Genomic DNA, 23,293 nt, shown 5'->3' with positions numbered 1-23,293 from the left:
ACGACAGAACGAAAAAAGAAGGCATCCGAGACAAGATGCCTTCTCACACACCGCAAACTCTCTTCATTAATATGGCATGCGATGTGAAATCGCGTTTCCATCAATGAACTGTCACGTGTTCGACTTGATGTTCGTGCAGCCCGCCGCTTCCTTCGACGTGCACTTTCACCGAATACGTTCCTTTGTTGGCAAACATGGCCATGGCTTCGTACTCGCCGTTTCCTTTTTCCTTTGCATCGACAAATTCATGCTTATTGTCCGCCTGCCAAATCTCAAAACGAACGGTCGCACCTGTCAACGGCCTCCCATCTTTGGAGAGGCGGACGGTCAACGCCGCCGGTTTTCCGGCTTCGAACGAACGGGACGACAGCGAAATGGCGACGGTGCCATGATGGTGTTCTTCAGCACTGCCTTGGGAATTTTCGCTCGCACCGTCGGCCGTCGCCGCCTGTTCCGGGTTGCCGGCGACAATATCTTTTTTCGGCATGTTATGCATATCGCGCGCCGTCACATGGGCGACGACCGAATATGTTCCCGCTTGGGTAAACGTTTTTTCCACCGAGTAGCGGCCATCGCCGTCATGCTTCGCTTCAAGCATTTCCCGCTCGCTGCTTCCGTGTTTCCATACTTCAAACTTGACTTCGCTCGCATCGTCCACTTTTTCACCGCCGTACGTCACGACGCAGGCGAGCTTGGTCGGCTTGTTCAAATCGATATGATCCGGCGCATCGATTTTCACGTCAAGCACGGCCGGCGTCTCGGCTTTCTTGTTGTGATTTGTACAAGCAACCATGATCATCATCCCCAAAAGTACAACAGCAAACGCGAAACCAACCTGTCTTCTCATCTTCACCTTTCTCCTTTTTCCTTCAAATTCATGATCATCATGAGCACCAAAGACGGAGTCTTTTCCGCCTCTTTTTCTGTTTTTCACTCTATCATAGTTTTGCCGCAACTACATTAGTATTCACCATTTTTTCAAAAACATTTCATCGTTATCACAATTTTTTTGTACAAAACACTTGAAAGTCAAAAAAGGTCAAAGTATAATAAAGTCGGAAGGTCAAAGAAAGTCAAAGTCAAATCCCGAATAAGAGAAAAGGGGGTATGCCTCATGCGCTGCCAAGCATGCCAACAACGTGAAGCAACAGTGTTTGTCAACTTGCAATGGAACGGGGAAAAACAACAACTTCACCTGTGCCATGAATGCTATGAAAAGCAAAAACAACAACTGTCCATTCCAATGAACTTCGGCTTTTCGCCGTTTTCCTTTGATGACTTCTTTACTAGCCCGTTCACAGCCGCCAACGCCGGAATGAGCGCGCCGAAAACGATGGCGAAACGCCCGCAAAGCCATGGCGGTGGATTTTTGGATCAATTCGGCCGCAACTTGACGCAAATGGCCAAAGCGGGCTTGATCGATCCGGTCATCGGCCGCGACAAAGAAATCGCCCGCGTGATCGAAATTTTAAACCGCCGCAACAAAAACAACCCGGTGTTGATCGGGGAGCCGGGTGTCGGGAAAACAGCCATCGTTGAAGGGCTCGCGCTGAAAATCGCCGAAGGGCAAGTGCCGGAAAAACTATTGAACAAAGACGTGTACTTGCTTGATGTGGCGTCGCTTGTCGCCAACACCGGCATCCGCGGTCAATTTGAAGAGCGGATGAAACGGCTCATCGCCGAATTGCAAGAGCGGAAAAACATCATCTTGTTCATTGACGAAATCCACCTGCTCGTCGGCGCTGGCGCCGCTGAAGGCTCGATGGACGCCGGCAATATTTTAAAACCGGCGCTCGCCCGCGGGGAACTGCAAGTCGTTGGGGCGACGACGCTCAAAGAATACCGGCAAATTGAAAAAGACGCGGCTCTTGAGCGCCGCTTCCAACCGGTCATCGTCCACGAGCCGACCGTTGAGGAAGCGATCGTCATCTTAAAAGGCATCCAGCCGAAATACGAACAATTCCACCATGTCCGCTATACGGATGAAGCGATCGAAGCGTGCGTGAAACTGTCGCACCGCTACATTCAAGACCGCTTCCTCCCGGACAAGGCGATCGACTTGCTTGACGAGGCCGGCTCGAAAGCGAACTTGCGCCTCGGTCCGACCGATGAAAAACAACTGCAAGAGCGGTTGATGCAAATCGCGAAAGAAAAAGAACAAGCGGCGAAAGAAGAAAACTACGAATTGGCGGCGAAACTGCGCGATGAAGAGCTGAAGCTCGAAAAACAACTCGAGCAAGGCGTCAACCAAGAACGCCCTGTCGTCGATGCCGCCGACATCGAACAAATCATCGCCGAGAAAACCGGCATCCCGGTCGGCAAGCTGCAAGCCGATGAAAAAGAAAAAATGAAACATCTTGAAGAACACTTGGCGAAAAAAGTGATCGGCCAAGCGGAAGCGGTGAAAAAAGTCGCCAAAGCCATTCGCCGCAGCCGCGCCGGCTTGAAAGCGAAACACCGCCCGATCGGTTCGTTCTTGTTCGTCGGCCCGACCGGCGTCGGGAAAACGGAGCTCGCCAAAACGCTCGCTGAAGAGCTGTTTGGCACAAAAGACGCCATGATTCGCCTCGATATGAGCGAATACATGGAGAAACATTCCGTCTCGAAGCTGATCGGTTCGCCGCCGGGCTATGTCGGCTTTGAAGAAGCCGGCCAGCTGACGGAAAAAGTGCGCCGCAACCCGTACAGCATCATCTTGCTTGACGAGATTGAAAAGGCGCACCCGGATGTACAGCACATCTTCTTGCAAATTTTGGAAGACGGCCGCTTAACCGACAGCCAAGGCCGCACCGTCAGCTTCAAAGACACGGTCATCATCGCGACAAGCAACGCTGGGGTGACCGACAAAAAAATCACCGTCGGCTTTGAAAAAGAGGGCAACGGGCAAACAAGCGTCCTTGACTCTTTGAGCGCCTACTTCAAGCCGGAATTTTTGAACCGCTTCGACGCCATCATCGAGTTCAAGCCGCTCGAAAAAGCACACTTGCTTGAGATCGTCGACTTAATGCTCGCTGATGTCAAAGCAGCGATGCGCGAACAAGGCATCGAACTCGAAGTGACCGAAGCGGCGAAAGAAAAACTGGCCGAACTTGGCTACCATCCGGCCTTCGGCGCCCGCCCGCTCCGCCGCGTCATCCAAGAGCATGTCGAAGACAACATCGCCGACTGCCTGCTTGACGCGGATCAATCGGTGCGTGCGATCCGTATCGATGTCAAGGACAATGCCATTGTGGCGGAAATCGCCTAATTGTAGCTTAACGCCCAACGCGCACACCTATATCATCCATCACCCGAATGACTCGAACATCGCCCCATCCCGTTTTCGGGGTGAGGAAGTGTTTTAGGGAAGAGCAGCAAAAAGAGCCGCCCCGAAGTTTGTATGTAAGGAGGAAATGAATCAATCATCCCCTGCTTCTTTCGCTCAGAGGGATTGGCGCATCATCGCCATCCCTTTTTCTTTTTCCATCTTTTCGCCAAGAACAATAAGATTTTGCTATTAAGATTTTGCTATAATGAAGAAAAACGCAAGGGGGCATCGCGATTGCCAAACGAAATGGAGACGATCATCATTCAGACGCTCCGCCCGGCTCTTCACCCGTTCGTCATCTACCTGTTCGGTTCAGCCGCCCGTGGGGCGATGCGCCCGGACAGTGATGTCGATATCGCCTTTGTCAGCGACGGCGAACCGCATGATCCGTATGAGCTGTTTCGGCTCGCGGGGCATTTGGCTGACAAGTTAGGGCGAGATGTCGATCTTGTCGATTTGCGCCAAGCCAGCACGGTGTTTCAAGCGCAAGTCGTCTCGACGGGAAAAGCCATTGATTGCCGCGACGAGCGGAAACGGGCTGAGTTCGAAATGAAAACATTGAAAATGTATGTGAAACTAAACGAAGAGAGAGCACCGGTGTTAAAACAAATTACGGAAAGCGGGAGCATATATGAAAAGTGATGTCATTTTAAACAAGATCAGCGTGATCGAACGCTGCCTGAAACGAATTCGTGAAGAATATAACGGCGATCCAAAAAATTTACAAAATTACACAAAACAAGATTCGATCGTTCTGAATTTACAGCGGGCGTGCGAGGCATGCATCGATTTGGCCATGCATATTGTGGCCGAGCAGAAATTCGGATTGCCGCAGCATAGCCGCGATGCATTCGCTCTCCTCGAAGAACATGGGGTCATCTCCCCTTCCATAAGCAAAAAGATGAAGGCGATGGTCGGATTCCGCAACATCGCCGTTCACGACTATCAACAACTGAACCTTGGCATCTTGCAAGCCATCGTCGAACACCATCTTGATGATTTCAAACAATTTACGAAAGCCATCCTCGATTATGCTAAGAAAAACAGCTAGGCCGGCTCCCACGCGGAAGCCGGCCGGTTAGCGCCGCAGACCGTTCATCAACACGTGAATCGTCCGTTCCATTTCCGCCTCATCGTCCCAGTTGTGGTCAGGCAAAAGGAGAAAGCGGGCGGCCAAAAAGCCGGCGAGCGATGTGATCGTCAAGCGGATGACCGAATCGACCGGCAGCTCGGCCAACTCACCTTTTTCTTGAAAATGGCGGACAATGCGGGCGAATTTTGGATACACGTGCTCGGTAAACACGCGTTGAAAGCACTGTTTAATCTCGGAATGAAAGGCAACCTCCTGCCAAAGCACGCGAATCGCCGGCAAATACGTTTTCACAAAGGTGTAGCGGTTGGCGAGCACCGCGCGCAAAAACTGTTCGTACGTCTCATATTCGTTGTCAAACACTTCGCGGACGAATTCTTTCGCCAAAAACGGGGCGACGGAATGAAACAACGTCGGCGTGACGATGGCCAGCAATAAATCTTTTTTCGTCTTATAATGGCGGAAGATCGTCCCTTCCGCCACCCCGGCCTTTTTGGCGATTTCACTCGTGGAAGTCGCCGCATAGCCTTTTTCGGCAAACATTTCCACTGCGGCTTCCAAAATTTTCAGCTGCTTTTCACTGAACTGCCCTTCCTTGCCGCCGATTTGCAGCAATTCCTGAATCCATGAATGCTCGCTCATGACTCTACTCCTTACAGCTTGCGGTATTTTTTCAATGCTACTACATTTAATAGCATAAACAGCATCGTAAAGCCAAGCAGCACGTACACATCCACGGCGATGGCGCTAAAACCTTCTCCGCGCACCATAATATCGCGCAGCGCATCCGCCCCGTAGGTGAGCGGCATGATGACGCTTAAGGAACGAAGCCATTGTTCCATCGTGTCGAGATTGAACAAACCCGAGAAAAACACTTGCGGCACGACGACAAGCGGGATAAACTGCACCATTTGCAGCTCGTTGTTGGCGAACGCCGACAGCAGCATCCCAAGCGCAAGCGCCGTCATCGCCAACAAAAACGTAATGAGCAGCACATACCCGAACGAACCTTCCATCATCATGTCGAGCACATCAATGGCAAACCATGAAATTAAGCTTGCCTGAATCGTCGTAAACAATCCGAACCCGATCATGTAGCCGGCGACCATTTCCCAGCGCCTGAGCGGCGTCGCCATCAGCCGCTCGAGCGTCCCGTTCGTCCGCTCGCGCAAAAATGACACTCCAGCAATCAAAAAGACAAAAAAGAAGACGAAAAAGCCGATCAGCACGGGGCCGAAATAATCAAATGACGCCATGTCGCTTGATCCGTGCCAATACGTTGTTTTCAGCTGAAACGGGGGCTTGGGCGCCATGGACTGAAACGCCTTTTGCACCGCGACCATCACCGCCTGATTGGCCGTCGGGTCGCTTCCTTCCAGCGTAAGGTGCGGAGCGCTTCCGCTCATGTCAAGCCACGCGTCAATGTCTTGATCGTCCAGCTGCTTTCGCGCTTGTTTTGCTGACAGCTCTTTCACGTTCGCTCCTGCTTCTTTCAACTTGTCAACAACCACCTCAGGCACGTGTTCGCTGACGGCAATGGCTGGTTTGTATTCTTCGCCATTAAACACCAAATCCATTAACAACAAGACGAACATCGGCGCGACAATCATGAGCGCCAGCGTGCGCTTGTCGCGGAAAAACTGGCGGATGATGCGGACGACAATGGCCAACACTCTCATCGACGGACACCTCCAAACGTCAAAAACGCTTGCTCAATCGTTTCCGCGCCTGCTTCCTGTTTCAATTCATCCGGGCGGCCGACGGCGATCAGACGGCCTTCGCGAATCATGCCAAGCCGCCCGCACTTTTCCGCTTCATCCATCACATGGGTCGTGACGACAATGGTTGTGCCGCGCTGGCGAATCCGCTCAAGCTCCGCCCAAATCGATTGGCGCAGCACCGGATCGATGCCGACCGTCGGCTCATCCAAAATAAGCACGTCCGGTTCATGAAGCAAGGCGATCGCCAGCGACAACCGACGCTTCATCCCTCCTGAATATTGGTGCACCAGCTTTTTTCGATCATTCGTTAAGTTGACAAGCGCCAACATGTCATCGATCCGCTCCTTTTGTTTTTTCCCTCGCAACCCGTAGATGGAAGCAAAAAATTGCATGTTCTCCAGCGCAGTCAATTCTCCGTACAGGGCATCCGACTGGGCCATAAAGCCGATCCGCTTCATGGCGCCAAGATTGGGCATATTCACGCCGAGCACGCGAATCGTCCCTTCGCTCGCCGCATCAATGCCGGCGATCATGCGCACCAACGTCGTCTTGCCCGCCCCCGACGGGCCGAGCAGGCCGAATATTTCCCCCGTCTGGACTTCCAACGACACATCGTCGATGACTACTTTTTTTCCAAACCGCTTGGAGACACGCTCGACTTGAATACATGGATTGGCGGTCATTGCTTTTCTCCCTTTTGCATAGTAGTGAGTAATCACTCATATATAGTATAAAAAAGATAAACCTTTTTGTAAAGTGAGTAATCACTCACAAAACAAATTTTTTGAGCTGCCGAACTGTCGGCAGCCCCTCTACTCGTTCATCGTTTGCATGTCTTGCCAGCCGTAGCACCACTCCCATAATGCTTTTCCACCGATTTCCACCCTTTCCTCGGCCAGTTTTTCACCGCCAAGCCGTTCGTAAAAACCGCGTGACGGATTGTCGGCAAGCACCCAGACGACCAGCGAATGAATGCCTTTTTGCGTCAAATCGCCGACGAGCGCTTGCACGAGCTGCCGGCCGAGCCCTTTTCCTTGCACCTCTTTAAGCAAATAAATCGCATACAGCTCCCCGTCATACTTCGCTATCAGACCGTCGGCTGCCCGATTTGGTCCGCCGGAGACGAATCCAACGACGCGTCCGTTTTCCTCGGCGACAAACACGGAATGGTCCGATTGGCGGAGCACCTTCTCCCATAACGTTTGTTTTTCTCCCACTGCCAACGTCTCCAAGTACGCGTCCGGCACGATGCCGCTGTACGTCGTCTTCCAACTTTCGACGTGGACCGAAGCGATGGCCAGTGCGTCGACCCATGTGGCTTTACGGATCATCGTTTTCCCCCTTTTCCCCAGTTTGATAGAAGTTTTCAAATTGAACGCTCTCCCACCTACGCTTGAGCTTTGAGGTGAGAGATTGTTGGAAACACCCGCCCCACAGCAGGCTGTCAACCAAGCCATCCCCGCCCAACACGTGGAAGTGGGGGTCTTCTCGGCGCGAGATGATAAAGAAAAGCAGGGCGGTGCTGTTCCCGCCCGCCTTCTTTGCTTCTTTTTACAAGGCTTTGTCATCGACGCTGTCCAACCACCGCTCGATATGGCCGACGACCGAAGCGACCGCCCCGTCAGCAAACGGCGACTTTAGGTTGGCGCTTTTGACGAGCTCAGTAAACGGCCGGCTGCCGCCCAATCGGCAAAGCGCCACATAGTCGCGCCAGGCTGATTCCCGGTCTTCCTGCGCCCGCTTCCAAAACTGGAACGCGCACACTTGCGCAAGGGTGTAATCGATGTAATAAAACGGATCGGTGTAAATATGCCCTTGCCGCTGCCAAAACCCGCCGCGCTCAAGGTAGTCATGGCCGGCGTAGTCTCTTGTCGGCAAATACGCTTTTTCGATGTTGCGCCAGACACTCTTCCGCTCAGCCGGCGTCATATCCGGGTTCTCGTAGACAGCGTGCTGAAATTCATCGACCGCAACGCCGTACGGCAAAAACAAAAGTGCGTCGCTCAAATGGGCGAACCGGTATTTGTCGGCGTCTTCGCCGAAAAAGAGCTCCATCCACGGCCATGTGAAAAATTCCATGCTCATCGAATGGATTTCACACGCCTCAAGCGTCGGCCAGTTGTATTCCGGAATGTCGTAATGACGGCTTTCATACACTTGGAACGCATGTCCGGCTTCATGGGTCAATACGTCAATGTCGCCGGATGTGCCGGTAAAGTTCGAGAAAATAAACGGCGCCTTGTAATCATCGATATACGTGCAATAGCCGCCGCCCGCCTTCCCTTTTTTGGCGACGAGGTCCATCAATTCGTGTTCGACCATATAGCGGAAAAACTCGCCGGTTTCCGGCGACAGCTCTTCATACATGCGCCGGCCGTTGTCAACAATCCAAGCGGCGTCCCCTTTTGGCGCCGGGTTGCCGCTCGGAAACATGAACGGCTCATCATAATATGTAAGCCGGTCGACCTGAATCCGCTGCCGCTGGCGCTCGCGCAGCTTTGCTGCGAGTGGGACGATGTGCGTTTTCACTTGCCGGCGGTAGCCTGCGACCATATCGGCATTGTAATCGGTCCGGCCTAAACGGGCATAGCCGAGCTCAACAAAGTTTTTGAACCCAAGCTTCCGGGCGATCGCTGTGCGGACGTGGACGAGCTCATCATACAGCTCATCGAGCTCTTTTTCGTGGTCCGTGAAAAACGAAAACCGCGCTTCGCTCGCCCGTTGGCGCATCGTGCGGTCCGGCGACTCGACAAACGGCTGCAGCTGGGCGAGCGTCCGCTCCTCTCCTTCAAACATGATTTTCGCCGATGCGATGAGCTTCGTATATTCGCTGGCCAGCTTGTTTTCTTTTTGCAAGTCCTCTACAATCGCCGGCGCGTATGTTTTCAGTTGCGTTTCCGCCAACGCAAACAGCTGTTTCCCCCATACTTGTTCCAATTCAGCGCGGAACGGCGAGGAAACAAGCGCGCGGTAATAATCGTTGACAAGCCCCTTGACGATCGGCTCCGTTTCATCGAAAAAGTCTTGTTCTTTCTTATAGAACTCATCGTTTGTATCGATCGTATGGCGAATATGGCAAAGGTTCGCCATCGTGCTGTAGCGGCGGCGCAGCTCATTGATCCGCTTCATCGCCTCGTGTTGCAAGGCGGCGCTCCCGGCGCGGCGGAACGAATCAAGCGCTTCTTGAAACGATGCTTGCAATTGAGCGATGTCCGGCCGCTCGTAACGAAATTCGGAAAACTTCATGCTCTGTCCCTTCTTTCCTTTCATTTTTATATTTTTTCATCACTCAGCCGATCTACTGTTTATTCGCCATGAATCCTCAAAATCCTTCTCGATTTCCCATTCTCTGGGTTCATCACCACAAATTATACTAATCATTTCACTCATATTTCGCAACCTTTGCATCATATACATTTTCCAAAAACATATTGACGTTTTTTGTTGAATTGAATTGACGTTTTTTGTTGAATTGAGTAATATAATGTCGACAACGATATACCCCCTCTCCACTTCAATGGGATAGAGGTTGCGGTGAACAAAAGTAGCGCTGTCGAGGCTCGGAGCGGTCGATGATGCAGCGGGAAAGGGTTCACCGCCGAAGTTTGCGGCGCGCTCCGGCGGCGCAAGCTGGGCCTGCGTCCGAACAGGCGCAGGACTGCCATCGCCCTTGGGCGATGGAGCGCTATCGCCATTCAGTTGGATGCGAATCATGCACCCGCTGAAGAGGCGCGGGTGCTTTCTTTTTTTTTTGAAAGGAGCGTTTTGACCTTGGATCAGCAACGAAAACTTGGCATTTGGGTGTTAACCGCGCTTGTCGTGGGCAATATGGTTGGTTCCGGCATTTTCATGCTGCCGCGCTCGTTGGCGGAGGCTTCGAGCCCCATCGGCGTGATGCTCGCCTGGCTGCTGACCGGAGCCGGCGTTCTCATGACGGCGCTTGTTTTCGGCAACTTGGCAATCCGCAAGCCCGACTTAGGCGGCGGACCGCAAATTTACGCGAAGGAGCTGTTTCCGAAAGGCTCCAATCTCTCGATTTTATCGGGATTTATGTCATCGTGGGGCTACTGGGTCGGCAACTTTGCCGGCAACGTCGCCATCATCACGACGTTTGCGAGCTACTTGTCGACATTTTTCCCTGTATTAACGAGCGACAAAACCGTTCTCACGATGGGCTCGTTTACGCTAAAGCTTGGGAATTTGCTTACCTTTCTCGTCTGCACGGCGCTTCTTTGGGGGATGCATATCATCATTTTGCGCGGTGTAGAAGGCGCTGGCAAGCTGAATTTTGTCGCCACCGCGGCCAAAGTGCTTGGCTTTTTCCTATTTATCGTCATCGCCTTGTTTGCCTTTGACAAAGCGGTCATCGGCCCGCTTGATGCCCCGCGTTATGACGGAGACGGACAGCCGATCGGTTTGCTTGGACAAATCAACAACGCCGCGTTATCGACACTCTGGGCGTTTGTCGGCGTTGAATCGGCGATGGTGTTCGCTTCCCGCGCGCGCAAACAAGCGGACGTAAAACGGGCGACGATCGCCGGCCTGCTCATCGCCTTAGCCATTTACATCGGCATCAGCTTTTTGGTGATGGGCGTCTTGCCGCAACGCGAACTGATTCAATCGGAAAAACCGCTCGTTGATGCCATCATTGCCATCGTCGGACCGGCGGGCGGCTACGTGTTGGCTGGTCTTGGGCTCATTAGCCTGCTCGGCTCGACGCTCGGCTGGATCTTGCTGAGCGCTGAGGTGCCGTACCAGGCGGCGAAACAAGGGCTGTTTCTGCCGGCCTTTTTGAGAGAAAACAAGAAAAACGTGCCAAGCTTCTCGTTGACGCTATCGAATGCATTAGCCCAGCTGTTCATTTTCTCGACCATTTCCCATTCGATGGCGGCAGCGTTCGATTTTGTCATTTACATCGCTACGCTCGCCTACCTCATCCCGTATTTGATCTCTTCCGTCTTTCAGTTGAAACTCACGCTCACCGGCGAAACGTACATGGAGGCGCGCGAGCGGATGGTTGACGGAATCATTGCGGCCTTAGCGACGGTGTATTCGATCTGGGTCGTTATCGCTGGCACGGCAGACATCAAAACCTTCCTACTCGGTGTTGTCCTGCTCGCTAGCGGCCTAATCTTCTATCCGCAAGTAAAAAAAGCGGCACAGCAGGCGAAAGAAAAACAAAAATTATCGGCATAGCCAAAAAGCGAACGTCCATTATGGGGGCGTTCGTTTTTTCTGTTTTAGGCAGGATCTTGTCTTTCGGAAGACGAAATATACAATGTAGTTCCATTTTACTTAAAAGAAAGAGGGGGCCAACTGATGAACAACAACGAACAACCGACAAAACGCCGCGGCATAACGGCGGAAGATTTGCTTCGCCTCCGCTCGGTGCGCGACCCGCACTACGCGCCGGACGGGACGCGCGCCGTGTTTGTGGAAAAATCGATTGATGAGGAAAAACAATACCGCTCCCATTTATGGATATGGGCGGCAGACGGCTCCGTCCGTCAATGGACGTTCGGCCGCTGGCGCGACATGAAGCCGCGTTTTTCCCCAAGAGGTGAAATAATCGCCTTTTTATCTGACCGCTCCGGACGCACACAGCTTTGGCTTTTGCCCGCCAATGGCGGTGAGGCTCGCCAACTGACGTTTTTCAAAAACGGTGTGCGCGATTACGTTTGGTCGCCGGACGGGACGTTTCTCATCACCCTAACGACGCTTGGCGATGATGAAACGATTGAAGACCGCGAAGAACCGGAAAAGGTAGAAGTGAAGCGAGCCGACCTGAAACCGCGCGTGGTCGAGCGGCTGTATTACAAATCAGACGCGTCGGGTTTTCTTGACGGCAAACGGGCGGTGCTCACGCGCATCGATGTGCTGTCAGGAAAAAGCGAAGCGTTGACGGGCCGCGAGGAGGAAATCGGTTCGTTTGCGATTTCGCCAAACGGACGGACGCTCGCCTTTGTCGCCAACCGAAACGAGGATCCGGACACAACCTTTACGCGCGACATTGTTTTGCTTGATCTCGAATCGAAAGCGGAAACGAACTTGACGAACGGATGCGGCACATTCGCTTCGCTCGCCTGGTCGCCGGACGGAACGAAGCTCGCCGCCATCGGCCATGATCTTGCTTATCTCGGGGCTACGCTTCACCGGCTTTACGTCTTTGAGCCGGAGCGTGGAACGAAGCGGGTGTTGACCGCCGATTGGGATGTCCATCTCGGCGATGCCATGGTCGGCGACACACACGCTGATGCGAAAGGGCCGGGACCAATTTGGGCGAGCGACGGAAGCGGCCTGTATGTCACCGCCTCGGAGCGCGGACGCGTCAACTTGTATTTCGTCTCGCTCGCCGGCCCGATCGTTCCGGTGATCGAAGGCAACTTCCATTTATACGGTTTAGCCATCCACCCAAGTGAACAGCAAGCCATCGCCGCCATCAGCTCGCCTACGTCCGTTGGCGATTTATATGCGGTCTCGCTTGCCGATGGAACGAAAACGCGGCTTACGCGTGCCAATGAAGCGCTCGAAAACGAAGTGGTGTTCGCCGATGCCGAACCGTTTACGTATCGATCGGCGGACGGTTTGGAGATTCAAGGCTGGATCATGAAACCGCCTGAGCTTGACGAAGGGGAAAAGGCGCCGCTTGTCGTCGAAATTCACGGTGGGCCGCATGCGATGTATGGATTTACGTTTTTCCATGAATTGCAGCTGCTCGCTTCATCCGGTTATGCCGTGCTGTTTACGAACCCGCGCGGCAGCCACGGATACGGCCAGTCGTTTGTCAATGCGGTGCGCGGCGACTATGGCGGCATGGATTATGAAGACATTATGGCTGGCGTCGACGCCGCCATCAGCAAGTTCGACTTTATTGACAAAGAACGGCTTGGCGTCACCGGCGGCAGCTACGGCGGATTTATGACGAACTGGATCGTTGGGCATACCGACCGATTCAAAGCGGCTGTCACTCAACGTTCGATTTCCAACTGGCTCAGCTTCTCTGGCGTGAGCGACATCGGCTACTTTTTCACGAAATGGGAAGTCGGCTGCGACGTTTGGGAAGACGCTGAGCGGCTTTGGCATCATTCGCCGCTCAAATACGTCAAACACATGCGCACACCGCTTTTGATTTTGCACAGCGAACGCGATTACCGCTGCCCAATTGAGCAGGCCGAACAGCTGTTTGTCGCCTTAAAGCAGCTCGGGCGGGAAACAAAGCTCGTCCGCTTTCCGGACGCCAACCACGATTTGTCGCGCACCGGCAACCCTGCTCTTCGGCTTGAGCGTCTTCGCCATATCGTCGATTGGTTTGACCGCTATTTGAAAGGAGCATCGCATTAATCCGAAAGGAGAACCACCATGTACGCACTCGTCATCGGTGGGACAGGCATGTTAACCGACGTGTCGCTTTGGCTCGTGCGAGAAGGGTACCATATATCCATCGTCGCCCGGAACAGGGAACGGATGGAACGGCTCATCGCCCGCGCCGCACATCTTTAGGCCATTACCCCGCTTTTGGTCGATTATCGCGATCATGATGTACTATGTTCCTTGATTCACCAAACAATCAATGAAAACAGAGCCTTCGACCTTGTTGTCGCATGGGTGCACAGCGACGGGAAACAGGCGTTTCCGACCATCATCCGGGAAAATAGCAGACATCCCGGTCCTTGGCGTCTGTTCCACGTGCCCGGCAGCCGGGCCCATCCGGCCGAGGCAAAGCGGGAACTCCATTTGTCTTCCGCTTGCCTGTACCGGCAAATTCAGCTTGGCTTCGTGATCGAAGAGCACAGCACGCGTTGGCTCACCCATCAAGAAATCAGCAGCGGCGTCATTGACGCCATTCAGCGTGATGCGCCGTTTCATCTTGTCGGCACACTAGCATCAGAGAAGAAGCGGCCGCATTAATGGGAAGCGCCCTCTCGTTTGTACCGAGAGGGTGCTTTGTCCGCCTTTGGCGCGGATGGTTTCACGATGGAAGCAGTTCGACATAATCGCCCGTTTTCAAGCCGGCCGCGTTCGCTTCATCGGTGTCAATGTGCATATCTAACGCAAAATCTTCGCTGACGCGGACGATCACTTCGTCAAAAATGAGCGCCCGCTCCCCTTGCGTTTTCACTTTCACAACTTGTTTATCGCGGACGCCAAACGTCTCGGCATCTTTCGGCGTCATATGAATGTGACGCTTGGCAATGATCACCCCTTTGTCGACGGTCACCGTCCCCTTCGGCCCGTGAATCGTAATGCCCGGCGTTCCGTCAATATCGCCGGATAAGCGGACCGGGGGCGCGACGCCGAGCTTGAAGCTGTCGGTTTTCGAAATTTCAAGCTGGGTGAGCGAACGGACCGGTCCGAGGACGCGGACGTTTTCAATTTTCCCTTTCGGCCCTTCGACCGTCACCGTTTCCTTGGCGGCGAACTGGCCAGGCTGCGACAACGGCTTGAGCACCGTCAGCTCGGCGCCTTCGCCAAACAGCGCCGCCATGTGTTCTTTTGATAAATGAATGTGGCGATTCGATACCCCTACTGGAACCATCAATGGTGATCTCTCCTTTTTTGCTGGCTATGGTATGTTCTTTATATAACGTATCCATTTCCGGCAAAATTAAAGAGGCCGACCTCGCGTCAGCCCCTTGTTTTTGCCCCATATCCTAATTTTTTCAGCAGCGCAATCGCCTGCTCTTTTTCTGCCGCCGTCAGCGCCGAAACCGTTTCGTGAATTTTTTCCGCATGCTCGGGAAATACGCGCTCAATAAACCGCCGCCCCTCTTCTGTAATGGACGCGTACGTGACGCGCCGGTCCTTTTCGCAGGCGCGGCGGACGATCAATCCTTTGTTTTCCAGTTTGTCAATGACGTAGGTGATGCTCCCGCTCGCCAGCAAAATTTTTTCGCCAATTTGCTGGAGCGGCTGATCCCCTTTATGGTATAACAATTCTAACACGGCAAATTCGGTCGGATTGACCCCGAATGAGTGGATTGATTTGTTCACTTGGTCGCTTACGGCGCGGTAAGCCCGCGACAATACGATAAACAACTTTAGCGATTGCTCGAGTTCTTGCTTTTTTTGTTCCATGCCATCCAACCCTTTGCATTTAACCATTTCTTACTTGCATTATACTTGAACAGCAAACAGGCAGGCAACCGTTTTTGCCAGGCGCTGGTCCATTTTTCTCGCCAGCGGCCGTTCCTTTCGCTATGATAATTTTGTTATAGGGCAGCGCTTGGGCGATTGTCACATTTGTGGAAACAGCGTATATGAAAAAATAAAGGCTGATGAAGGGGGAATTGGATGAACGGGGTATTGACCGGCAGTGTGCTGTCCGCCTTATCGACCGGACTTGGCGCTGTGCCGATTTTGTTTATGGCCAAATCGCTCACCCACCGCTGGCGCGATGTACTCCTCGCGTTTTCAGCCGGCATTATGATGGCGGCCTCGATGACAAGTCTTATTCCCGAGACCCTGCGGTCCGGCGGTTTTGAGGCGCTCGCCATCGGATTGGCGGCGGGGGTGCTCGTGTTAACGTTGCTTGAGATGACCGTCCCCCATATCGACTTGGAGCATACGAAAAGCGGCTTGCAATTCGACGAAAAGGCGATGCTCATCATCGCCGCCATTGCGATGCACAATCTCCCCGAAGGGCTGTCAGTCGGGGTGAGCTACGCCTCAGACGGCGCTTCGCAAATCGGCAATTTGATCGCATTGGCCATCGGCTTGCAAAACGCGCCGGAAGGATTTTTGGTCGCCTTGTTTTTAGTCAATCAGCAGATTGGCCGCTTTAAAGCGTTTGTCATTGCCACGTTAACCGGCGCGGTCGAAATTGTGACGTCTTTGCTCGGCTTTTATTTAACCTCTCTCTTCCGCGGCCTCGTTCCATACGGGTTAGCGTTTGCCGCCGGGGCGATGCTGTTCATCATTTACAAAGAGCTCATTCCCGAAAGCCATGGCGACGGCAACGAACGGATCTCGACGTACGCCTTTATTATCGGCATTTTGTTTATGATTTTGTTAACCGAATCGTTTTAGCGGTCTCTCCTTCCGTCATCGAGGCAAGCGCTCCTCTCCATACAGAACGAAACACCCCGCTGCCTTGCCTGGCAACGGGGTGTTCTCATTATTGGACAGCCTCTTCTTTCTCTTCATACGGATGGGCGACCCAACCGGACGGGTTGATGAACAGGCGGACGGCTACGACTTGGCGGTCGTCCATGAGCGTAAAGTAGTGCGGATTCCCTTCCGGCACGGAAATGACATCGCCGGCTTCCAGCTCGACGTCAAAATAGCCGGTCTCTTTGTCGCCTTTGATAATGAAAATGCCATGGCCGGCCGTAATGGCGCGCACTTCGTCTTCCGTATGGATGTGCACTTGTTCAAATTTTTTCAGCAGTTCATCCAAGTTCGGCGTCGCATCGGACAGAGCGACGATATCCCATGTTTTGTAGCCGCGGCGCGCCGCCAAGTCTTCAATTTCATCTTTGAACGCCGCCAAAATTTCATTTTTCTCTTCATCGGTGAGCACGTATTTGTCGCGCAAATGCTCCGGCAGTTTGGCAATGTCCCAATGCTCGTACAGGACGCCTTGGCTGTTTAAAAAGGCGCGCACATTCTCCTCTCCTGTAATCACTTCACCTGTTTTTCTCACTTTGATGACGGCCATGTCAAAATCCCCCTTCTAAAAGATGTATATTAACCAACCGGCAGGCCGGCCCGTTGCAAAAGCAGCCGCTTCACCTGCCAGCTGAACAAAAACTCCCACGCTTCCAAATGTTTTTTCGCTTCAAACGCCGTTCGTCCCCAGACGGTAATGCCGTGGTTGTGGATCAACACGGCGCCGGCGTCGCCATGAACATGGTTCGCAAACTCCCGAGCCAGCGTCGGGATGTCGGCGTCATTGTTAATGATCGGGATGCGCACTGCGGCGTTTTCTTCCCAAATGCCAAACGCCTTGATGATTTCCTGGCCGGAAAAGACTGCTTCCCCGTTTGACGCATACAGTTCAGAAATCAAATTGTTGTCCACGGTATGAACGTGCAAGACGCAACCGGCGTTTGTGCGGTTGTAAATTTCCACATGCAGCAGCGTCTCCGCTGATGGCTTTAAATGTGTTTTCTCCGCTGGTCGGCCAGCAGCGTCAACGAGCAAGAAGTCCTCATCCGTTTGCTTCCGCTTATCCTTGCCGCTCGCTGTCACCAAAAACGTCAACGGGTCGTCCGTCACTTTGATCGACAAATTGCCGCTTGTTGCGAAAAACCAATCGCGGGCGGCGAGCTCGGCTTTCACTTCCGCAAGCTCGTTCCACTTTTTCACGACGATGCTCATACGATCACCTCCATTCGCTGCAACGCATCCATCACGTCAAAAAACGTCGCAAATGGCGCGTGCGGCAGGTCAAGCTCTTGACATTTTTCAAGCAGAAAATCGCGCGCCAGCACATAGTCGGCTTGCCTGGCCACCGCCAAGTCGGTGATCGAATCGCCGATGACGACGTGATACCCGTCCGGGCGGGCAAGCCTGCGCAATAGCGACGGCTTGCAGCAGCCGCAGCCGTTTTGGCACCGGCTGTCACATGCATGCGGCCATGTGATGCGGATCGTCTCACCGCTGAAATCGGAGCCGTTGCAAAAAATCCGCTCCGGTTCAATGAGCCCTTCAAGCAGCGGATAGACGAAAAAGTCGATGCCGCCGCTCACGATATAGAGCGGGATGCTTTGCTCTTTTGTCCATGCGACAAACTCGCGGAACCCTTCGCGCAAGCGGGCGGTGCTAAGCAAAAAGTCAACAATCTCCCCTTTCAGCGCTGACGGAAGAAGCGAAAACATTTTTCCGACGCCTTCCTGAACGGAGATGCGCTGGGCGAGAATGTCGTCCTTTAGTGCCTCCCACTCCGGCGGGGCGAACTGTTTCATAATCGCGATGATGTTGTCGTTTTCCGTGATCGTGCCGTCAAAATCGCAAAAAAGAACGAGTTGTTTCGTCATGCTTCCACCTCAATAGCGCCCCAGCGGTCGATCGCCTTTTGCAGCGCCTCGTTGTCTTTCGCCGCTTCACGAAGCGGACGGCCGACCAGCGCTGCGTCGATGGCGGCGCGAAACGCCTTTCCGCCGCCGATCGCCCCGTCCGGGTGGCCGTGGATGCCGCCGCCGGCGTTGACGACGCTGTCAAGGCCAAAATCGCGGACAAGGAGCGGCACCAAGCCCGGATGGATGCCGGCCGATGGCACTGGAAACGCCCGGGCAAACGGCTCTTGTTCATCGGTCAGCGCCCGGGCGATGCCAAGCGCCTGCTCGCGCTCCAAGGCGACGCTGCCGTACGGCGACGGGAACAGAACAAAGTCGGCGCCGGCAAGCCGCAAAAGCTTTCCAAGCAAGAGCGACGGGGCGACGCCGTAAAACTCCGACGGCGTGATCGCGCCGCTGAACGCCGGGTGGGCCATGATCGGAACGGAAATCTCTTCATCTTCCCGCAACCCTTGTAGGACGTCCAATCCATAGGCGAACACGTTGAACAACAGCACATCGGCGCCAAGCTCAGCCGCCCGTTTCGCTTTTTCTTTCAGTTCAAACGTTTTGCCGGTCAAGTTGACGGCATACAGCGTCCGCTTGCCTGTTTGTTCGTACACCTCTTCGAGCGCCGCTTTGCCTTCTGTAATGCGCTTCGCAAATGGCAGACGATCGCTGTCAAACAAAATTTCGTCATCTTTGACCAAGTCAACGCCGCCAAGCGCTTGCTTTTTCAACTCTGATGTCAAATACGCCAAATCGCGGCCAACGATGCCCTTGAAAATGCTCATCAACAGCGGGCGGTCGTACACTCCGACCTTTTCGCGAATGCCGGCGATGCCAAAGCGCGGCCCCGGAAACTGCCGCTTCCATTCTTCCGGAAATTCCAAATCAAGCAACCGCACTTCCCCGTCAAGCGACAGCTTGCCGAACGTCGTCACCAACAATGCTGGCAAATCGGCGCTGAAGTTGACGGTCGGGTAAGCGATTTTGACGATTGCCCGCTTCAACCGCTTGCCGAAATAGGCGTTTACCCGCTCGCTCTCGCCAAGCTCTTCGATCGCAACGACTTCCCCTTTATGCTTGCGAAGCTGGTCTTGCTCTAGCTGCGGCAAGTCGGTCCATGTGCCGACTGTCAAGCCGAGCGCGATTCCTTCCGCTTTTTGGCGAATATCGTGTTCATCATGAAGCAAATACGTCGCAATGACTGCACTCATCGTCCATCCCTCTTTCAATATATGGCGAAATAAAAAAGCCCCTTCCTAAGAAGAGGCGTCATTCATTCATGGCGCTCTTCTTATCTCCCAGCGTTTCCGCTGCAAGAATTAGCACCGTGCTTAGCGTGCGCCAAGCCGGTTGCCGGGCTTCATTGGGCTCGTCCCTCCGCCTGCTCTTGATAAGAAAGCCTGCTCGTTTATGCACTTGTCAAACGATTGGCAAATTTACTTTGAATTATGACAGCCTTTGCCGCCGTTGTCAATTATTTTTTTAAAATAGCCTGGTCAACGTTGTCCCGTCAACGGTTCATTGCCGCTCTTTTTTTCAAAACAATCCGAGCCGGCCGATCCGCTCCGCCGCTTCGCGAAGCCGCGCTTCATCGGTCAACAATCCAACGCGCACATACCCTTCGCCGTGTTTTCCAAAACCGATGCCTGGGGCGACGGCGACGTGCGCCCGCTCAAGCAACAGATCGGCAAATTCGGCGGATGATGCGCCTTTTGGCAACGGAAGCCAGGCGAAAAATGATCCAGACGGCGCCGGCGCTTCCCATCCGATCGTCGCGCGCAAAGCATGAATAAACGTATTGCGGCGCGCCTCGTACAAGGCAACGAGCTCCGCGACGCAGTCTTGCGGGCCGAGGAGCGCAGCTGCCGCCGCTTCTTGGACGGCGCCGAACAAGCTGACGTACAAATGATCTTGCAACAACTCAATGGCACGGATGATCCGCTCATTGCCGACAGCGAACGCCACGCGCCAGCCGGCCATATTGTACGTTTTCGAGAACGTGTAGATTTCAACGCCAATGTCTTTCGCCCCGTCCACTTCTAGAAAGCTGACCGGCTTTTGGCCGTCAAAGCCGACCGCGCCATAGGCAAAATCATGCACAACGGCTATGCCGTACTTTTCCGCAAATGCCACCGTTTCAGCAAAAAACTCCTTCGTCGCCGTCGCGCCGGTCGGGTTGTTCGGATAGTTTAAAAACATCAGTTTCGCCCGGTCGGCCGCCGCCCTGGGAATGGCCGAATAATCCGGCAGAAACTCATTCTCCGCGACAAGCGGCATCATTTCCATCCGCGCGCGGGCGAGCGCGATTCCCGACCAATAGTCCGGATAACCCGGGTCCGGGACGAGCACGACATCGCCCGGGTTGACGAGGCAAAGCGGCAGCTCGACAAGCCCGGCTTTGCCGCCGAACAAGATGGCGACCTCGCGGGCCGGGTCGATCGTCACCCCGTACTCGCGCGCGTAAAACGCCGCTACGGCTTTTTTCAAAAACGAGTAGCCTTGAAACGGCGAATATTTATGGTATTTCGGATTGGCCGCCGCCCGCTGCATCGCCTCGACGATATGCTTTGGCGTCGGCTGATCCGGATTGCCCTGCCCTAAGTTGATCACATCATAACCCGCCTTGATCTTCGCACCGACTTTCGCCACGAGCGAGGCGAAAAACTGCTTCGGCAGCTGTTCAAGCAGTTCGGAAAAGGGAAATTCGATCGTCATCGTCCACACCTTCTCAAACATTCTTGAAATTCTAGTGCAACATCATATATCGTTAAAAGCAAAATGTAAAGAAAATTTTTTCCGAGGTGAACGCTCATGACGATCCGCATCGCCTGCCTGCAGCTTGACATTGCATTTGGCGATCCAGCAAAAAACGAACAGCAAGCCGAACAGGCCGTGGAATCCGCTGCCAAAGACGGCGCTGACATCATCGTGCTGCCAGAGTTATGGACGACCGGCTACGATTTGACGCGCCTGGATGAAATTGCCGACGAAGGCGCCGAACGGGCGAAGGCGCTCGCTTCCCGATTGGCGCAAACGTACGGCGTCCATTTCGTCGCCGGTTCGGTCGCCAAAAAAACAGCCGCCGGCGTGACAAACACGATGATCGTGGCCAACCGCCATGGCCAAATCGTCGGCGAATACAGCAAGCTTCACCTGTTCCAATTGATGGATGAACATTTGTATTTGCAGCCGGGAAACGAGCCAGGCTTGTTCTCGCTTGACGGGCTGCCGTGCGCTGGGGTCATTTGCTATGACATCCGATTTCCGGAGTGGATTCGCGCCCATGCGTTGGCCGGAGCGGAAGTGCTGTTTGTCGTCGCCGAATGGCCGCTTCCCCGCCTTCACCATTGGCGGACGCTCCTGATGGCGCGGGCGATTGAAAACCAATGCTATGTCGTCGCTTGCAATCGGGCCGGACGAGACCCGAACAACGTGTTCGCCGGCCATTCGCTCATCATCGACCCGTGGGGCGAAATTATCGCCGAGGCGGACGAGAAGCCGGGCATTCTCTCGGCCGACATCGATCCCTCGCTCGTTGCGGACGTCCGCGCACGCATCCCGGTGTTTGCCGACCGCCGGCCGCACGATTATGAAGAGGCGGCAAAAAAATTTTTCAAAACGTATTGACAATCCGCCAGCCCAACCTGTATCATTCGAATCAAGCAACCAAACGATTGTTAACATCGTGAAAATTGCAAAAACTTAATAGCTAGATCGGTACTCTTATCAAGAGTTGGCTGAGGGAATTGGCCCAATGAAGCCCAGCAACCGACCGTAATGCTATCGTGAGATAGGGCGCACGCCAAAGGCGGCGCCGGAAGCGAACCGCTTCCGCAGGGCACGGTGCTAAGTCCAACAGAAAGACCGATGTCTTTCTGAAAGATAAGAGGCGCGAAGACGATGCATCTTCAAGCCTCTTTCCGTATGCGAAAGAGGCTTTTTCATTTGCCAAAACCTAAAGGGGGAACGTGAAAATGACGATTGTCCAATCCACTGTTTACGAACCGCTCACCGAACAAAAAGCGACCGCCCTCGCCGTCCGCCTCGGCCTATTCCGAGACGGGGCGCCGCTTGTGTGCCGCGAAATCGGCGACGGAAACTTAAACTTAGTCTTTCATATCGTCGATCAGGAAACGAAGCAAGGCGTCATCATCAAACAGGCGCTCCCGTACGCGAAAGTCGTCGGCGAAAGCTGGCCGCTCACGTTAAAGCGCGCGGTTATTGAAAGCAACGCGTTGCGCACGTTTGCCAGCTATGTACCGCAATACGTGCCGAACGTCTACTATTCTGACGAATCGCTTGCCATTACCGTGATGGAAGACTTGTCCCGTCTGCAAATCGCCCGCAAAGGGTTGATCGAAGGGAAAACATTTCCGCTTTTGTCCCGGCATATCGGCGAATTTATCGCCAAAACAGCGTTTTACACATCCGATTTCGGCATGAACCAGCAAGAGAAAAAGAAATTGGCGCAAAGCTTCGTCAATCCGGAGCTGTGCAAAATCACCGAAGATCTCGTCTTCACCGATCCATTTTTCGACCATGACACGAACAACTTCGAAGACGAGCTGCGGCCGGACGTCGAAACGCTTTGGAATGACGACCGCCTCCGTTTGGAAGCGGCGAAGTTGAAGCGCAAGTTTTTAACCGAAGCCGATGTGCTTCTGCATGGCGATTTGCATACCGGCAGCATTTTCGCAAGCACCGACGAAACGAAAGTAATCGACCCGGAATTCGCTTTTTACGGCCCGATCGGCTTTGACCTTGGACAGTTTTTCGCCAACTTGCTGTTAAATGCGTTGTCCCGCCCTGACGTTGAGCGCCAACCGCTCTTTGATCACATCGACCGGACCTGGGACGTCTTTGCGTCCATATTCTCGGAGCTTTGGCGCACCAAAAGCATCGAGACGTACGCCGCAACACCGGGCTTGCTTGACGAAGTGCTCCGGCATGCGTTCATCGATGCTGTCGGCTTTGCCGGCTGCGAAGTCATCCGCCGGACGATCGGCCTCGCCCATGTGGCCGACCTTGACGGCATCGAGCAGAAAGAAGCCCGCCTTGCCGCCAAACGACACGCGCTCCGCCTCGGCCGCCGCCTAATTGTCGAGCGCAACGAGCTGACCGGAACGGACGGCTTCCGCCGAGTGTTTGCAGAAACCGAATAGTAACACGG

23 protein-coding genes and 3 riboswitches are annotated in these 23,293 nt (G+C 53.8%); of the genes, 10 read left to right on the top strand and 13 right to left on the bottom strand.

Going from position 1 to position 23,293, the window contains the following annotated elements; translation table 11 throughout:
* Window positions 1–100: 100 nt before the first annotated feature.
* Window positions 101–847: a FixH family protein gene (locus QSJ10_RS04365; RefSeq protein WP_033015863.1), complete on the bottom strand. Its 747-nt coding sequence runs from the start codon at window positions 845–847 to the stop codon at window positions 101–103.
* Window positions 848–1,114: 267 nt separating this feature from the next.
* Between QSJ10_RS04365 and QSJ10_RS04360 the strand changes: the two genes are divergently transcribed.
* The 3 genes from QSJ10_RS04360 to hepT all read left to right on the top strand — a co-directional run bounded on the left by QSJ10_RS04360 (window position 1,115) and on the right by hepT (window position 4,358).
* On the top strand, window positions 1,115–3,247 hold the full coding sequence (locus QSJ10_RS04360; protein ID WP_033015862.1) for an ATP-dependent Clp protease ATP-binding subunit: 2,133 nt from the start codon (window positions 1,115–1,117) through the stop codon (window positions 3,245–3,247).
* 306 nt (window positions 3,248–3,553) lie between these two features.
* A complete protein-coding gene (mntA, locus tag QSJ10_RS04355) occupies window positions 3,554–3,949 on the top strand; it encodes a type VII toxin-antitoxin system MntA family adenylyltransferase antitoxin (RefSeq protein WP_031212949.1) in 396 nt (131 codons plus the stop codon).
* Window positions 3,939–4,358: a type VII toxin-antitoxin system HepT family RNase toxin gene (hepT, locus tag QSJ10_RS04350; protein WP_014195290.1), complete on the top strand. Its 420-nt coding sequence runs from the start codon at window positions 3,939–3,941 to the stop codon at window positions 4,356–4,358. Before mntA ends, hepT begins: the two co-directional genes overlap by 11 nt.
* A gap of 27 nt (window positions 4,359–4,385) precedes the next feature.
* On the opposite strand, the gene QSJ10_RS04345 is transcribed toward hepT, so the two are convergent.
* From QSJ10_RS04345 to QSJ10_RS04325, 5 genes are all read right to left on the bottom strand, one after another.
* Window positions 4,386–5,039 (bottom strand): TetR/AcrR family transcriptional regulator, encoded by a 654-nt coding sequence (locus tag QSJ10_RS04345; protein ID WP_033015860.1) that lies wholly within the window; start codon window positions 5,037–5,039, stop codon window positions 4,386–4,388.
* Window positions 5,040–5,050: 11 nt separating this feature from the next.
* Window positions 5,051–6,076, bottom strand: coding sequence for an ABC transporter permease (locus QSJ10_RS04340; RefSeq protein WP_033015858.1), 1,026 nt, complete (start codon window positions 6,074–6,076; stop codon window positions 5,051–5,053).
* A complete protein-coding gene (locus QSJ10_RS04335; protein ID WP_033015856.1) occupies window positions 6,073–6,801 on the bottom strand; it encodes an ABC transporter ATP-binding protein in 729 nt (242 codons plus the stop codon). The genes QSJ10_RS04340 and QSJ10_RS04335 overlap by 4 nt, the downstream gene beginning before the upstream one ends.
* A 129-nt stretch (window positions 6,802–6,930) precedes the next feature.
* Window positions 6,931–7,449: a GNAT family N-acetyltransferase gene (locus tag QSJ10_RS04330; protein ID WP_033015854.1), complete on the bottom strand. Its 519-nt coding sequence runs from the start codon at window positions 7,447–7,449 to the stop codon at window positions 6,931–6,933.
* Window positions 7,450–7,669: 220 nt separating this feature from the next.
* Window positions 7,670–9,364, bottom strand: coding sequence for a M3 family oligoendopeptidase (locus tag QSJ10_RS04325; RefSeq protein WP_033015851.1), 1,695 nt, complete (start codon window positions 9,362–9,364; stop codon window positions 7,670–7,672).
* 269 nt (window positions 9,365–9,633) lie between these two features.
* Window positions 9,634–9,814, top strand: a riboswitch (Lysine riboswitch).
* Window positions 9,815–9,889: 75 nt separating this feature from the next.
* Here QSJ10_RS04325 and QSJ10_RS04320 point away from each other — a divergent pair.
* From QSJ10_RS04320 to QSJ10_RS04305, 4 genes are all read left to right on the top strand, one after another.
* Window positions 9,890–11,314 carry an amino acid permease gene (locus QSJ10_RS04320; RefSeq protein ID WP_053532244.1) on the top strand — a complete coding sequence of 475 codons (1,425 nt, stop codon included), beginning with the start codon at window positions 9,890–9,892 and terminating at the stop codon, window positions 11,312–11,314.
* A 123-nt stretch (window positions 11,315–11,437) separates the two neighbouring features.
* Window positions 11,438–13,459, top strand: coding sequence for a S9 family peptidase (locus QSJ10_RS04315; protein ID WP_053532245.1), 2,022 nt, complete (start codon window positions 11,438–11,440; stop codon window positions 13,457–13,459).
* An 18-nt stretch (window positions 13,460–13,477) separates the two neighbouring features.
* Window positions 13,478–13,618 (top strand): Rossmann-fold NAD(P)-binding domain-containing protein, encoded by a 141-nt coding sequence (locus tag QSJ10_RS04310; RefSeq protein WP_230847097.1) that lies wholly within the window; start codon window positions 13,478–13,480, stop codon window positions 13,616–13,618.
* A 51-nt stretch (window positions 13,619–13,669) separates the two neighbouring features.
* Window positions 13,670–14,026, top strand: a complete 357-nt coding sequence (locus QSJ10_RS04305) for a Rossmann-fold NAD(P)-binding domain-containing protein (protein ID WP_230581353.1) — start codon at window positions 13,670–13,672, stop codon at window positions 14,024–14,026.
* Between the two features lie 61 nt (window positions 14,027–14,087).
* On the opposite strand, the gene QSJ10_RS04300 is transcribed toward QSJ10_RS04305, so the two are convergent.
* A complete protein-coding gene (locus QSJ10_RS04300) occupies window positions 14,088–14,654 on the bottom strand; it encodes a phosphate propanoyltransferase (RefSeq protein ID WP_033006192.1) in 567 nt (188 codons plus the stop codon).
* 89 nt (window positions 14,655–14,743) lie between these two features.
* Window positions 14,744–15,193, bottom strand: a complete 450-nt coding sequence (locus QSJ10_RS04295) for a MarR family winged helix-turn-helix transcriptional regulator (protein WP_033015830.1) — start codon at window positions 15,191–15,193, stop codon at window positions 14,744–14,746.
* A gap of 216 nt (window positions 15,194–15,409) precedes the next feature.
* Between QSJ10_RS04295 and QSJ10_RS04290 the strand changes: the two genes are divergently transcribed.
* Window positions 15,410–16,144, top strand: coding sequence for a ZIP family metal transporter (locus QSJ10_RS04290; protein ID WP_033015828.1), 735 nt, complete (start codon window positions 15,410–15,412; stop codon window positions 16,142–16,144).
* Between the two features lie 88 nt (window positions 16,145–16,232).
* Here QSJ10_RS04290 and QSJ10_RS04285 read toward each other — a convergent pair whose 3' ends face one another.
* From QSJ10_RS04285 to QSJ10_RS04265, 5 genes are all read right to left on the bottom strand, one after another.
* Entirely contained in the window at window positions 16,233–16,775 is a 543-nt protein-coding gene (locus QSJ10_RS04285) for a 1,2-dihydroxy-3-keto-5-methylthiopentene dioxygenase (protein WP_033015827.1), read from the bottom strand.
* A gap of 29 nt (window positions 16,776–16,804) precedes the next feature.
* Window positions 16,805–17,437, bottom strand: a complete 633-nt coding sequence (locus QSJ10_RS04280; protein ID WP_015374252.1) for a methylthioribulose 1-phosphate dehydratase — start codon at window positions 17,435–17,437, stop codon at window positions 16,805–16,807.
* Window positions 17,434–18,096, bottom strand: coding sequence for a 2-hydroxy-3-keto-5-methylthiopentenyl-1-phosphate phosphatase (gene mtnX, locus QSJ10_RS04275; RefSeq protein ID WP_015374251.1), 663 nt, complete (start codon window positions 18,094–18,096; stop codon window positions 17,434–17,436). Before mtnX ends, QSJ10_RS04280 begins: the two co-directional genes overlap by 4 nt.
* Window positions 18,093–19,334 (bottom strand): 2,3-diketo-5-methylthiopentyl-1-phosphate enolase, encoded by a 1,242-nt coding sequence (gene mtnW, locus QSJ10_RS04270; protein WP_033015834.1) that lies wholly within the window; start codon window positions 19,332–19,334, stop codon window positions 18,093–18,095. The genes mtnX and mtnW overlap by 4 nt, the downstream gene beginning before the upstream one ends.
* 77 nt (window positions 19,335–19,411) lie before the next feature.
* A riboswitch (SAM riboswitch) is annotated at window positions 19,412–19,520 on the bottom strand.
* A gap of 139 nt (window positions 19,521–19,659) precedes the next feature.
* Window positions 19,660–20,838, bottom strand: a complete 1,179-nt coding sequence (locus QSJ10_RS04265) for a pyridoxal phosphate-dependent aminotransferase (protein WP_289493457.1) — start codon at window positions 20,836–20,838, stop codon at window positions 19,660–19,662.
* A 96-nt stretch (window positions 20,839–20,934) separates the two neighbouring features.
* Between QSJ10_RS04265 and QSJ10_RS04260 the strand changes: the two genes are divergently transcribed.
* The gene (locus tag QSJ10_RS04260) at window positions 20,935–21,750 is read left to right on the top strand and encodes a carbon-nitrogen family hydrolase (protein ID WP_033015815.1); all 816 of its coding nucleotides are present in this window, start codon (window positions 20,935–20,937) and stop codon (window positions 21,748–21,750) included.
* Window positions 21,751–21,843: 93 nt separating this feature from the next.
* A riboswitch (SAM riboswitch) is annotated at window positions 21,844–22,012 on the top strand.
* 85 nt (window positions 22,013–22,097) lie between these two features.
* A complete protein-coding gene (mtnK, locus tag QSJ10_RS04255) occupies window positions 22,098–23,285 on the top strand; it encodes an S-methyl-5-thioribose kinase (protein WP_033015813.1) in 1,188 nt (395 codons plus the stop codon).
* The last annotated feature ends 8 nt before the right edge of the window (window positions 23,286–23,293 follow it).

Source organism: Geobacillus stearothermophilus ATCC 12980 (assembly GCF_030369615.1).
Lineage (GTDB): Bacteria > Bacillota > Bacilli > Bacillales > Anoxybacillaceae > Geobacillus > Geobacillus stearothermophilus.
The sequence above is the reverse complement of the archived record's forward strand: the minus strand, read 5'-3'. Positions and strand labels throughout refer to the sequence as shown.